The organism is Vibrio sp. 970 (assembly GCF_033339075.1).
The window spans coordinates 52639-66049 of sequence record NZ_JAWOTW010000012.1 but is presented as its reverse complement, the minus strand read 5'-3'; the positions used below and the strand labels follow the sequence as shown (position 1 = coordinate 66049).

Sequence of the window (13411 nt, the reverse complement as noted above, 5' to 3'; positions counted from 1 at the left end):
AGGTGTTAAGGAGAGACGCTATGATGATCGAAAGAATTCGACGCGAACATGGTTATATGGTTCGTCTGTTGGCGATACTGCGCCATAAGCTTAATGAGATAAAAAAAGAACGTGTAATCAACTATGCGTTAGTAAGCGAGATTGTTGATTACCTCTCTAATCATTCGGAGAAAGTACACCACCCGAAAGAAGATATCCTCTATCACCACTTTCTTGAACACTATGGTAAGCAACAAACCATGGAAAATTTAGAGAAAGAACATCTAGAGTTAGCGAGTAAAACCAGAGAGTTTTCATCCGTGATAGAGATGATCCTTCAGGATGCTGTTGTGCCACAAGACATGTTTGTCGCTCACCTAGAAGATTTCATAGAATCGCAAAGGCACCACTTGGAGCTAGAAGAGCGAAAAATTTTGCCTCTCATTGAAGAGTTATTTACCACAGAAGATTGGCAGCATGTCGAGAGCTTATGGAGCGTCAGTGAGGATGACCCTGTATTTGGTGACACGATTGCTGATCGTTATAAGCAGTTGGCCGAACGTGTTCGTCAAAGTGATACTGAGTATGTTTAAGCCTGAGTGATGAAACCTGAGCGAGCGAAAGCCGTCTCTCGGGTTTGTGAGATACATTTCTTATTTATTGGGAATCAACCGAAAATTTAGTGTGCATATTTCTCGGCAAAAAGTACGGAAGATTCTCATTGAGTAATAATGGTATTCATACTTAAACCTTGGTACATAAACTCACGGTGTTTACGGTCACTGTAAACAAAAAACAAAAGGCACCTGTAAGGTGCCTTTTGTTTGAATTAGAGTTTAATGTCTTCCAAGTTATAATCGGTACAGACATCAAGTTCGCGCAGCTCTTTAAGCAAATTGCGTCTGTCGTTCATCTCTTCTATTTCACGCCACTTTCGCTTTACTGGTTTGGCACGAGATTTGGTTGTTGAGGTAGTATCCAGATTAAAAATGTCATCTAGTTGAAAGCCTTCCATAAGCCACCTTTACCTTTCTTAAGCTAAACTGTTGTAACCAGTCCTTGTGGAGTTTTTTAAGTACCACAATAGCCGTGAGAATAACCATGATATATTTCGCATTTGTGTCGGTAGCATGACATTTTCGTGCAAAAATATTCTCAAAATCACACTTTTTATTGCAACGATGTGGATAAAAAATGCACAAACGATCTCAAGAAAACGATTAAATAGAGAGATTTTCTATGTTAATTCGATTTGATGAATGGGTGCACTGCGCAAAGGTTAAAGTTGCATAAAATCAGTTTGATGAAATAGTGTTCAATTAGATAGTAAGTCACTAGCGTAAATTTATGTAACACCTTGTGAATACTAGCTTGTTCTTGTTTATACGGTTTGCCATTCCATTTAATGAAGAATAATTATTTATGTTGGTGTTTGGTAATTGAAATGTTGCGCAGTTTGAGTGTTAAGTCTTCTATTTATGTTATTTTTTGGTGACTTTATAGTGAAAAATAACAATTATATTATTATTGTTGCATATTGATTTTTGCGCTCCTAGGTTGCATTATCCGCCCGTCAAAAAATACGCTGGTACGTAAAATGGATGCATGAAGCGACGTTTACGATTCTAGATTGCCCATAAACATTACTTAAAAAGCTAAGCACACTTTGACACTTAGCAGGCAATTTGGTGGATGGCTAGGACGCATAGACTGGCGCAACTCACTTTGAGGTACACATGACAGACTTAATCAATTTGATGAACGATCTCCTCTGGGGCTCGATTCTGGTTTATCTTCTTGTTGGTGTTGGTATTTACTTCACCGCTCGATTAGGGTTCATTCAGTTCCGCCATTTCGGCCACATGTTCTCTGTTCTTAAGAACAGCCGTAAAGCAGACAAAGCTGGTATTTCCTCTTTCCAAGCGCTTTGTACTAGTCTTGCTGCACGTGTTGGTACAGGTAACATGGCGGGCGTTGCAGTTGCATTGACTGCGGGTGGTCCTGGTGCGATCTTCTGGATGTGGCTGATTGCAATGCTTGGTATGGCAACATCGTTTGCTGAGAGCACACTGGCGCAGCTATACAAAACCAAAGATGATGATGGCAACTACCGTGGTGGCCCTGCCTACTACATGGAAAAAGGCTTGGGCATGCGTTGGATGGGCGTGTTGTTCTCAGTTTTCCTAATCATCGCTTTTGGTTTGGTATTCAACGCCGTACAAGCTAACTCAATTGCCAATGCAATGAGCAACGCATTTGGTTGGAATAACCTGTATGTCGGTATTGCCGTTGTTTTACTGTCTGCAATTGTTATTTTCGGTGGCATCAAGCGTATCGCAAGAGTTGCTGAGATGATCGTTCCGATCATGGCACTACTTTATCTAGCCCTAGCGCTGTTCATCATGTTCTCTAACCTAGAGAAATTACCTGATGTATTGATGCTTATCTTTAAGAGTGCATTTGGTCTGCAAGAAGCAGCAGCAGGTGGTCTTGGCTACGCAATTGCACAGGCAATGATTAACGGTATTAAGCGCGGTCTATTCTCGAATGAAGCAGGTATGGGTTCTGCACCTAACGCGGCAGCTTCAGCAACACCTTACCCACCACACCCAGCGTCTCAAGGTTACGTACAGATGCTAGGCGTGTTCATGGATACGATCGTTATCTGTTCTGCAACAGTGGCTATCATCCTGATGTCTGGTGAGTATGTCGGTCAAGCAACAGAAGTGACTGGTATCGAGCTAACTCAGCGAGCATTGAGCTCACAAGTTGGCGATTGGGGCGGCATCTTTGTTGCTGTGGCAATCTTCTTCTTTGCGTTTACTTCAATCATTGCAAACTACTCGTACGCTGAAACGAACTTAATCTTCCTAGAGCACAATCACAAAGCGGGCTTAAGCATTTTCCGCGTTATTGTTCTTGGTATGGTGATGTTTGGTGCACTAGCTTCGTTACCAGTCGTATGGTCGCTTGCTGACGTCTCTATGGGTCTGATGGCGATAGTCAACTTGGTGGCGATCATCTTGCTATCTGGCATCGTGATTAAACTGGCCAAAGATTACAATCGCCAGCTTGGTGAAGGCAAAGTGCCAACATTTGATGCGAATGACTTCCCAGAGCTGAAATCTCAGCTTGAAGAAGGCATTTGGTACAACGATAAAAAAGACTAAGTGAGCTATCACTCATAGTTGAAAGCTATTAGTACGATGTAAAAAGCCATGCAGACAATGCATGGCTTTTTTTGTACCCTATTAAAAACAAAATTAGAGAAGGGAAAGTCATGCTTATCGTAGTTTCTCCAGCGAAGACTCTTGATTACGAGTCTCCGTTAGCGACAGAAAAATTTACTCAACCTGAGTTGGTCGAATACTCAAAAGAGCTTATCGATGTTTGCCGCAAACTGACTCCTGCTGATGTTGCCTCTTTAATGAAAGTGAGCGACAAGATTGCCGATTTAAATGTGGGCCGATTCCAAGAGTGGAGTGAAACGTTTACCACGGAAAACTCACGACAAGCCATTCTTGCATTTAAAGGTGACGTTTACACAGGGCTAGACGCCGAAAGTTTATCTGAAGCGGACTTCGAATATGCTCAAGATCATCTGCGTATGCTATCGGGTCTTTATGGTTTACTAAAACCACTTGATTTGATGCAGCCATACCGCCTTGAAATGGGTACCAAGCTTGCAAACGACAAGGGTACGAACTTGTACCAGTTTTGGGGCAATGTTATTACAGACAAGCTTAACGAAGCGATTTCTGCTCAAGGCGATAATGTCCTTATCAACCTTGCATCAAATGAATACTTTAAAGCGGTTAAGCCAAAGAATTTAGATGCGCAAGTGATCACGCCAGTATTCAAAGATTGTAAGAATGGTCAATACAAGGTCATCAGTTTTTACGCGAAGAAAGCGCGCGGTATGATGGCGCGTTACATCATTGAAAGCCGTGTTGAGAGCGTGGCAGACCTGACTAAGTTTGATACGGCGGGTTACTACTTTGTGGAAGATGAATCGACGCCAACAGAGTTAGTATTTAAACGCGAAGAGCAAAAATAAAGCTGATTGAGACGTAGTCTACGTTAATCTCTATCAGCACAAACGAAAAAGGGTTGGCATTGCCAACCCTTTGTTATTTTTTAGCTTGAGCTACTTGGCCCCAACAAGGTTACTTCTTCTTAGCGGTTTTCTTTTTCGCTACTTTTTTCTTGTCGTCTTTTTTCTTTTTCTTCTTAAACACAGGCTTTTTGTGTTTAGGACGCATCTCTTTCACGAAACGCTCTTTGATGTCTTCTTTCACGTAGCGCGCAACGCGATCCATCATTGGTTGGTCGTGTGCTTCTACGATTGAGATAGCGTTACCTTTTTTACCCGCGCGAGCCGTACGGCCGATACGGTGAAGGTAAACATCAGCCGTGCGCGGCATGTCGTAGTTGATAACGTGTGATACATCCGGAAGATCGATACCACGCGCAGCAACGTCCGTCGCGAGCAGAACGTTCACAGTTCCATCGCGGAAGCGAGAAATCGCATTGTTACGACGATCTTGCGGCATTTCACCTTGAATCCAAGAACATGGAATCTGTGCACTTTCAAGCTGCGCTCGTAGCTCAGCCAAACGCTCACGAGTCTTTAAAAAGACGATAGTGCGCTCAGCTTGCTGAGTAATAATGTGTTTTAGTAATTCTAGTTTGTGTTCAGCATCATCAGCACGGTGGTACCACTGAGCAATTTTCTTACGCTCACGCAGCGGTGATTTTGCGTCGATCTCTGCTGGGTCATTCAACAGATCAGCGGTAAAGCCTTCTACGCCTTTCCCTTCTAACGTTGCTGAAAACAGAAGGGTTTGCTTACGCCAGCGACATTCGTTAGACAGGCGATCGACAGTAGGAGCAAAACCCATATCTAGCATACGGTCTGCTTCATCAAGGATTAACCATTCGATTGCACGACAATCAAAACGCTCTGCATCAATGTATTCTTTTAAACGGCCAGGTGTCGCAACCACAATGTCTTGCGTTGTTGCAAGGATGTCGGCGTGCTCTTGGTACTGAACACCACCAGTGATGGTGAAAATGTTGAGTTTGGTATTTTTTGCCAAAGCACGTGCTTGATCGGCAATTTGCATCGCCAGTTCGCGAGTAGGCGTTAGGATCAAAATACGCGCAGGCCCAGGCTTACGACGAGGGAAGTCTTGCAAGTATTGCAATGCTGGCAGGACGAAGGCGGCCGTTTTACCAGTTCCTGTTGGCGCTGACGCTAGAATGTCACGACCGTCCAACGCTTGTGGAATCGCTTCTGCCTGAATTTTTGTTGGGCGTTCGTAACCCATCTCTTCAATGGCTTCAAGTAGGTTTTGGTCTAGATCAAGTTCAGCAAAGGTTCTGATCACAATGAGTTCTCCACAAGCAAAGCTTGGTTAATGGTTCGCCACAACAGCATAGAATACAAAAAGGTCGCACATTATAAAGTGATTGGTGATAAGGATCACATGTTATTTCACATCTTAAGATAAAACTCGCGGGTTAACTGGATGAAATCATCACTATAGCCGTCATTTGAACGGATAATTAAATGTGACGTCTGCAAATCGCAAGGTCGTTTTGACAGTTCAAATAACAGTCGGTGTACTGGTTTCTTTTCTGATGGTTGCACACGACAGATCCTCGATAGATACCAACCTTGGTTTAATGCTAGCTCAATGAACTGCTCGCCTTCGGTGATTGGCAACACAAAACTAGCTCTCCCTTCGTCATCAAGCAAATGATAGCAACGCTGTAGCAATGCGTTATGGCCTAGCGTATCAGTGTGCCTCGCGGTTGCACGTTGACTGTGTTTCGATTGCTCGCCGCTGTTGAAGTAGGGCGGGTTACAAATGATGCGTTGGAATGAATGTGTCGGCGTAAAGTGCAGTATGTCGGTGTGATGCACACTTACACGATCTGACCAAGGAGACTGGACCATATTTTTTTGCGCGGCAGCAACGGCTGTTAATTCGATATCGACCGCGGTTATTTGAGCTTCCGTAAAGCGTTGAGCACACATCAGGGCAAGCAGGCCAGTGCCAGTGCCAATATCGAGAATTTTAGCGTCGTTAGGGCTTTGAATCCAAGCACCAAGCATTACCCCATCTGTGCTGACTGGCATACCACTCTCGCCGCCCTCAATACAAAATTGCTTAAAATTGAAACCTTTAGTTTTCAGTTTTTTGTTCTTCATGATTGTTTTATATTTGCTCAATAATTAAGTGGATTACTCTATTGTTTATTAATTGTATAGATTGTTGTTTTGTTGGTTATTAAATTGTATTGTTAATTGATCGAGATAAAGAACTGGTCTGTTATTTGGATCTGGTTATATCCACTGCTTTTAAGTTTGAAAACTAAATTAATATGGTGTTTTTTTCTTAAAGGTTGCCAAATGATGAGTCTTTCGTCATTATGCGGCGAAAATTTTATAGATTGAACCACGTGTACTTATTGACTTTAGGTATACAAAAAGTGGTCTAAGCATACACAACATTCATTAATTAAAAGACAAGGGTTATCTGTGAAGCAGACGTTAAAACTAACAGATATTATCGCAGTAGGCTTTATGCTATTTGCGTTCTTTTTAGGTGCGGGCAATATTATCTTTCCACCTCTAGCGGGTCAGTTAGCGGGTGAAAACTTAATGCCAGCTATGTTTGGTTTCTTGCTGACAGCGGTAGGTCTACCTCTTATTACTATCGTTGCTATTGCTGTTGCTGGTGGTTCTTGGGATCACTTAACGCAAGATCTTCCGAAAAAAGCAGCGGTTATTATGGCTGCGTTGATCTTCATCATCATCGGTCCTGCGTTTGCTGCGCCTCGTACTGGCCTAGTGGCTTACGAGATGGCGGTGAAACCTTTCTTCCTTGAAGCGTCACAAACGCATCTCACTGCATTTTCAGTGATCTTCTTTATTGCGGCGATGATGTTCTCATGGTTCCAAGGCCGTTTGATCGATCTTATCGGTAAAGTACTGACACCAGCATTGTTCGTTGGTTTGATCATTCTTGCTGTCGCTGTCTTCCTTGATCCTCAGGGCGATATGATTGGCGCGCACGGTGAATACCTAACGCAGCCTCTGACCAAAGGCTTCTTAGAAGGCTACAACACAATGGATACGTTCGCGTCATTGATGTTTGGTATGCTGATGGTTGATGCACTGCGCGGTAAAGGCATTACTGAGCGCTCTGCAACTACTAAATATCTGATCTATGCAGGTTGTATTGCTGCTGCTGGTCTTGCGTTTGTTTACATCTCACTATTTTACTTAGGTGCGACGAGTGCAACGGTTGCTGCTGGTGCTGATAATGGTGGCCTAGTGCTTAGCCAATACGTTCAAGCGTTGTTTGGTCCATACGGTCAAATCGTTCTGTCTGTCATCGTATTGCTAGCGTGTCTGACAACCGCGATTGGCTTGATTTCTGCGTGTTCAGATTTCTTCAGCTCGAAAACACCACTGTCATACAAGCAATGGGTACTGATTAATGGTTCTGTTTGTGCATTGGTTGCAAACGTTGGTCTTGCACAGCTGATTTCTCTGTCAGTGCCAGTATTGTTTGCGCTGTACCCTGTGGCGATTGCGTTGGTTGCACTAACATTTGTGCGCAGTAAACTGCCGAATCCACGCTTTGCTTACCGTGCGGTACTGCTTGTATCTCTGCTGTTTGCGTTAGTTGATGCGGCAAAAGTATCGGGTATTGATGTTTCTGCGTTTAACATGTTGCCACTATTCGAAGTCGGCATGGGTTGGGTGCTTCCAACATTTGCGGCTATCGTGTGCATGTTCTTCATCGCGAAACCTCGCCCAGAGCTAGCACAAGAAACCGCGTAATCAAGATAATAAAAAGCCCGATGAATTACTTCATCGGGCTTTTTACTTTTTAATGATGACGTGTTTGCGCTATTAAAGCGTGTCGTGGAATTCCACAAGAACTTGTTCACACCATTTTTCGATGCGTTCATCACTCAGTTCGTACTGTGAGTCTTCATCTAACGCAAGTCCAACAAACTTGCTGCCATCTTCGATCAATGCTTTCGATGCTTCAAATTCGTAGCCTTCATTTGGCCAGTAACCGATAAAGGTTGCGCCTGTGGCTTGCAATTCATCGTGAAGTAAGCCCATCGCATCTAAATACCACTCTCCGTAACCTTCTTGGTCACCCAGACCAAACAGCGCTACAACTTTGCCTTTCAGTGGTGTGGTCGCGATGTCTTGCCAAATCGCGTTCCAATCTTCTTGAATTTCACCAAAATCCCAAGTTGAGATGCCAAGGAGTAATAAGTCGTAGTCCGCCATTAGTGATAACGGTGTCTCTTTCACATTGTGAATGTCGACAAGGTCTTCACCAATAAGGGTACGAATTTTCTCTGCTGCCATTTCGGTGTAGCAGGTCGTTGAGCCGTAAAAGAGTCCGATTTTCATTATATTCGTCGTTATTTGTGTTGCTGTTGTGGAAGATTCTAACCATAAATTGAGGAAGATTGCAGCGAATATCCTATGTGGGATGATTTTTTATGGTATTGGATTGGCAGGTGCTTTAATCTAAATACTGTAAATATAAACAGATAAGGAAGCATTCATGACGGCACAACAGCCTGTCAATCAACAAGATTTTTCGCTTGTTGAGCAATTCTTAGATGCGATGTGGATGGAGCGTGGCCTATCAGAGAACACGTTGGCTTCCTACCGAAACGATTTAATGAAGTTGCTCGTGTGGATGGAAAAACATCGATACCGTCTTGATTTTATCAGTTTGTCTGGCTTGCAAGAATATCAAAGCCACCTTGTAGATTTAGATTACAAACAGACGTCTCGTGCGCGTATGTTGTCGGCGATTCGCCGTTTATTCCAATACCTGCATCGTGAGAAGGTGCGCGCTGATGACCCGAGTGCGCTCTTGGTTAGTCCTAAACTGCCACAACGTTTACCCAAAGATATTAGTGAAGAGCAAGTGGACGCGTTGCTCGAGGCGCCAGACCCGAACGACCCTATAGAATTGCGCGATAAAGCGATGCTAGAGCTACTCTACGCGACAGGGTTGCGTGTGACAGAGCTCGTCAGTTTGACCATGGAAAATGTTAGCTTGCGCCAAGGGGTGGTGCGCGTGACTGGTAAAGGTGGTAAAGAACGCCTAGTTCCTATGGGGGAAAACGCGGTCGATTGGATCGAGACGTTCATTCAACAAGGGCGTCCTGCGTTACTTGGTGATACATCATCTGATATTGTTTTTCCTAGTAAACGCGCAAGACAAATGACTCGTCAGACGTTTTGGCACCGTATTAAGTACTATGCTTTGATAGCAGGGATTGATACTGATCAGCTGTCGCCGCACGTACTGCGTCATGCCTTTGCCACGCATTTATTGAACTATGGCGCAGATCTCAGGGTCGTACAGATGCTTTTAGGACATAGTGACTTATCGACCACGCAAATTTATACTCACGTGGCGACTGAACGATTGAAGCAGATCCACAGTCAACACCACCCAAGAGCATAACAATGGTTAGATTCATCCATGTCCTCTTGGAAAAACGATTTTACATTAAGGTGAATTTCATGAGCGTATTACGCCGACTAACTCTGCTGACTTTACCATTTTTTGTTACCGCTTGTGGTGCAGAAGAAAGTCAGGCTCAAACGGAGACTCCTGCGCAACAAGTGGCGCCAGCTGCACAAAGCGGCTTTGATGAAGCAGCATTAAAAACTAAGTTCTCAAAGCTTGGTTTATCTATCGTTGATATTCAACCATCAGACGTCGCTGGCTTATTGGAAATTCAAACCAATGGCGGGATCCTGTTTGCTTCAAATGATGGTAGCCATTTTATCGCCGGTACGCTTTATGCCATTAATGATGATGGCAGTTACAAAGATGTCATAGCAGAGCGTCAAGCGCCGCTTAACGCCGAGAAAATTGCGCAGTTCTCCGATAGCATGATCGAATACAAAGCCGACGATGAAAAGTACGTTGTGACCGTATTCACCGATATCACATGTGGTTACTGTGTGCGTCTGCATAGCCAAATGCAAGGCTATAATGATCTAGGTATTACAGTGCGTTACATGGCTTACCCTCGCCAAGGTGCAACTGGCCCTGTGGCAGAACAAATGGCAACGATTTGGTGTGCTGAAGATCCGGCGTCGGCAATGCACAACGCGAAAGTGAATCGTACATTTGATAACCCTGCGAAAGACCTGAAACAGTGTAAAGAAACCATCCAGGCGCATTACAATCTAGGTCGCCAATTGGGTATTTCTGGTACGCCAGCAATCTTCTTACCGAATGGCGAAATGGTTGGTGGCTACCTACCACCTGCAGAGCTATTGAAACGTTTAAAGCAACTATAATCCATTAGGAGCAGAGTCGGCAAAGTTGTCGGCTCTTTTAAGCATGATAGAAATTCAACGACGTCCTGAACCTGATCTTTCCCTTCTTCCTGATTCCATTCCTCCGATTCTTAAACGTATCTACATCAACCGTGGGATAACGGATCTTTCACAATTAGAAACGTCGGCCCGTGGGTTGCATTCATATCAAAAACTCGGGGGGATTGAGCAAGCTGTCGATCTTTTGTTTCAGGGGATAAAAGAACAAAAACGCATCATCGTTGTCGGTGATTTTGACGCTGATGGCGCGACAAGCTCAGCATTATCAGTACTCGCGCTGCGCATGCTTGGTAGTCACAATGTGGATTACCTAGTGCCAAATCGTTTTGAAGACGGTTATGGGTTAAGCCCAGAAGTCGTTGACCAAGCCTTAGAGCTTGGCGCTGAGATGATCATGACGGTGGATAACGGCGTCTCATCAATCGAAGGCGTGCGTTACGCAAAAGAAAATGGCATTACCGTGCTTGTTACCGATCACCACTTGCCAGGACAAGTGTTGCCTGATGTGGATGCAATGGTGAACCCAAACCTTGAGAGCTGTAGCTTTCCATCTAAAGCGCTTGCGGGTGTAGGGGTCGCGTTTTATCTCATGATGGCACTATGCGTTCATATGCGAAAACACAATTGGTTTGCAGAACAGGGGATGCAAGAGCCCAAGTTGATGGAACTGATTGACCTTGTTGCACTGGGTACCGTCGCCGACGTCGTTCCATTGGATGAAAACAACCGCATTCTTGTACACCAAGGCTTGCAACGTATTCGTGCGGGCAAAGCGCGTCCCGGCATCCAGGCATTAATTGAGGTCGCGAAGCGCGATGCGCGTCGTTTAGTTGCGTCCGATTTTGGCTTTGCTTTAGGTCCACGTATTAACGCTGCAGGTCGTCTTGATGACATGTCTTTCGGTGTTGAACTATTGATGTGTAACAACATCCACGCTGCTCGTCGCATGGCAAGTGAATTGGATGGCTTGAACCAAACTCGTAAAGAGATTGAAGAAGGCATGAAGCAAGAAGCGATGGCTTTCTGTGAGCGCCTTCAGTTTGGTGAAGGCAATGAGCTTCCTTATGGCCTAGCCTTGTTCCAACGTGATTGGCATCAAGGTGTGATTGGTATTTTGGCTTCGCGTATTAAAGAGAAGTTTCACCGTCCAGTCATTGCATTTGCTGATGGCGGAGAAGGGACGATTAAAGGCTCGTGTCGTTCTATTCCGGGGCTACACATGCGCGATGCGTTGGATTTCATCGACACGCAAAACCCGGGTTTGATCATCAAGTTTGGTGGACACGCCATGGCAGCAGGCTTAACGATTAAAGAGCAGGATTTTGAGCGTTTCAGTCGTTTGTTTGATGAAGTGGTAAAAAAGGAACTCGATGAAGCGGCGCTAAAAGGCGTGATCATGTCCGATGGCGAACTTAAGCCGGAAGAGTTCTCTATGCATGTTGCTGAACAGCTGCGATCGGGTGGCCCTTTTGGACAAGCTTTCCCAGAGCCAATCTTTGATGGTGAGTTTAAAGTACTGCATCAAAAGCTGGTGGGTGAGAAGCATCTTAAATTGATGTTAGAGCCGCTTTATAAAGGTCACCCTACCAATGTGATGATCGACGGTATCGCATTCAATGTTGATCTACGTCGATGGCCAGATGCATCGGTTAAAACAGTACGTCTCGCGTATAAGCTGGATGTGAATGAATTTCGTGGTAATCAATCATTGCAATTGATGATCGACCATATCGAAGCTAAGTAATACCTAGATTAACCTTTCTTATAGAGTACGGTTATCCCTAAGTGGGTGTAAAATTTTATGACCGTGCTCTCTCTCACCGCAATCTGATTTCTCATCCGAAATTTTCCTGTATCTCGGTCACATTTTTCAGTAGAATTTCTCGGTTAAATTCTATTCTAAAATGTTGAGTAAACATGTTTGAAATCAATCCAATTAAAAACCGTCTGCAGGACGTGTCTCAGCGCACAAATGTCCTGAGGGGGTATCTTTGACTATGACGCGAAGAAAGAGCGTCTAGAAGAAGTCAACGCAGAACTTGAACAACCAGATGTATGGAACGAACCTGAGCGTGCGCAAGCACTGGGTAAAGAGCGTGCATCACTAGAAGCGGTTGTTGAAACCATTGATCAACTAGAGCAAGGTGTGGAAGATGTAGAAGGTCTTCTTGAGCTGGCTGTAGAAGAAGAAGATCAAGAAACATTTGACGAAATTGAACCAGAACTCGCTGAGTTGGAAGAGAAGCTAGAAAAGCTTGAATTCCGTCGTATGTTCTCTGGCGACCACGATAGCTCTGATTGTTACATCGATTTGCAAGCTGGCTCTGGTGGTACAGAAGCACAAGACTGGACTAACATGCTGCTGCGTATGTACCTACGTTGGGCAGAAGCGAAGGGCTTCAAAGCTGAAGTGATTGAAGTCTCTGAAGGTGAAGTCGCGGGTCTTAAGTCGGCAACAGTTCGCATCTCTGGTGAATATGCGTACGGTTGGTTACGCACTGAAACGGGCGTTCATCGTCTTGTTCGTAAATCTCCGTTCGATTCAGGCGGTCGTCGCCATACGTCATTTGCTTCTGCGTTCATCTATCCAGAGATTGATGAAAACATCGACATCGACATTAATCCTTCCGACCTACGCATTGACGTTTACCGTGCGTCAGGCGCAGGTGGTCAGCACGTAAACACCACAGAATCTGCGGTACGTATTACGCACGTACCTACGAACACAGTGGTTCAGTGTCAGAATGACCGTTCTCAACATAAGAACAAAGATCAGGCAATGAAACAGCTTCGAGCGAAGCTATTTGAGCTTGAATTGCAAAAGCAAAATGCGGAAAAACAAGCTAATGAAGACGCTAAGTCTGACATTGGCTGGGGTAGCCAGATCCGTTCTTACGTATTGGATGACTCACGTATTAAGGACCTCCGTACGGGCATTGAAAACCGTAATACTCAAGCGGTTCTTGATGGCGATCTGGACAAATTTATTGAAGCTAGCCTGAAATCAGGTCTATAAAGCTT

General features: G+C 44.4%; 12 protein-coding genes. 8 read left to right on the top strand and 4 right to left on the bottom strand.

Translation table 11 applies throughout. The features are described from left to right. The first annotated feature begins 20 nt into the window (after nucleotides 1-20). Nucleotides 21-572 carry a hemerythrin domain-containing protein gene (locus R7Q11_RS17330; protein ID WP_005381807.1) on the top strand — a complete coding sequence of 184 codons (552 nt, stop codon included), beginning with the start codon at nucleotides 21-23 and terminating at the stop codon, nucleotides 570-572. 236 nt (nucleotides 573-808) lie between these two features. Here the strand turns inward: R7Q11_RS17330 and R7Q11_RS17325 are convergent, their stop codons facing one another. After that, a complete protein-coding gene (locus R7Q11_RS17325) occupies nucleotides 809-994 on the bottom strand; it encodes a DUF3545 family protein (protein WP_005381805.1) in 186 nt (61 codons plus the stop codon). A 721-nt stretch (nucleotides 995-1715) separates the two neighbouring features. Here R7Q11_RS17325 and R7Q11_RS17320 point away from each other — a divergent pair. Together R7Q11_RS17320 and yaaA are read left to right on the top strand one after the other, a co-directional pair. Continuing rightward, a complete protein-coding gene (locus tag R7Q11_RS17320; protein WP_225466620.1) occupies nucleotides 1716-3149 on the top strand; it encodes an alanine/glycine:cation symporter family protein in 1434 nt (477 codons plus the stop codon). 110 nt (nucleotides 3150-3259) lie between these two features. Further along, the gene (gene yaaA, locus R7Q11_RS17315) at nucleotides 3260-4036 is read left to right on the top strand and encodes a peroxide stress protein YaaA (RefSeq protein WP_225466619.1); all 777 of its coding nucleotides are present in this window, start codon (nucleotides 3260-3262) and stop codon (nucleotides 4034-4036) included. Between the two features lie 109 nt (nucleotides 4037-4145). On the opposite strand, the gene srmB is transcribed toward yaaA, so the two are convergent. Together srmB and R7Q11_RS17305 are read right to left on the bottom strand one after the other, a co-directional pair. Then, complete coding sequence (gene srmB, locus R7Q11_RS17310) at nucleotides 4146-5369, bottom strand: ATP-dependent RNA helicase SrmB (protein WP_005381797.1); 1224 nt, start codon at nucleotides 5367-5369, stop codon at nucleotides 4146-4148. A gap of 107 nt (nucleotides 5370-5476) precedes the next feature. Further along, nucleotides 5477-6196 (bottom strand): tRNA1(Val) (adenine(37)-N6)-methyltransferase, encoded by a 720-nt coding sequence (locus R7Q11_RS17305; RefSeq protein WP_206970473.1) that lies wholly within the window; start codon nucleotides 6194-6196, stop codon nucleotides 5477-5479. Nucleotides 6197-6526: 330 nt separating this feature from the next. Between R7Q11_RS17305 and brnQ the strand changes: the two genes are divergently transcribed. Then, the gene (brnQ, locus tag R7Q11_RS17300) at nucleotides 6527-7837 is read left to right on the top strand and encodes a branched-chain amino acid transport system II carrier protein (protein ID WP_005382851.1); all 1311 of its coding nucleotides are present in this window, start codon (nucleotides 6527-6529) and stop codon (nucleotides 7835-7837) included. Nucleotides 7838-7909: 72 nt separating this feature from the next. Here brnQ and fldB read toward each other — a convergent pair whose 3' ends face one another. Next, a complete protein-coding gene (fldB, locus tag R7Q11_RS17295) occupies nucleotides 7910-8428 on the bottom strand; it encodes a flavodoxin FldB (RefSeq protein WP_005381790.1) in 519 nt (172 codons plus the stop codon). A gap of 157 nt (nucleotides 8429-8585) precedes the next feature. On the opposite strand from fldB, the gene xerD reads away from it, so the two are divergent. The 4 genes from xerD to prfB all read left to right on the top strand — a co-directional run bounded on the left by xerD (nucleotide 8586) and on the right by prfB (nucleotide 13406). Then, nucleotides 8586-9503 (top strand): site-specific tyrosine recombinase XerD, encoded by a 918-nt coding sequence (xerD, locus tag R7Q11_RS17290; protein WP_005381788.1) that lies wholly within the window; start codon nucleotides 8586-8588, stop codon nucleotides 9501-9503. 59 nt (nucleotides 9504-9562) lie between these two features. Next, nucleotides 9563-10351, top strand: coding sequence for a bifunctional protein-disulfide isomerase/oxidoreductase DsbC (dsbC, locus tag R7Q11_RS17285; RefSeq protein WP_005381786.1), 789 nt, complete (start codon nucleotides 9563-9565; stop codon nucleotides 10349-10351). A gap of 43 nt (nucleotides 10352-10394) precedes the next feature. Further along, nucleotides 10395-12134: a single-stranded-DNA-specific exonuclease RecJ gene (recJ, locus tag R7Q11_RS17280; RefSeq protein ID WP_017635068.1), complete on the top strand. Its 1740-nt coding sequence runs from the start codon at nucleotides 10395-10397 to the stop codon at nucleotides 12132-12134. A gap of 173 nt (nucleotides 12135-12307) precedes the next feature. Further along, a protein-coding gene (gene prfB / locus R7Q11_RS17275) for a peptide chain release factor 2 (RefSeq protein WP_100068604.1) occupies nucleotides 12308-13406 on the top strand; the annotation gives its coding sequence in 2 pieces (ribosomal slippage) (nucleotides 12308-12382 and nucleotides 12384-13406; 1098 coding nt in all). Nucleotides 13407-13411 lie beyond the last annotated feature (5 nt).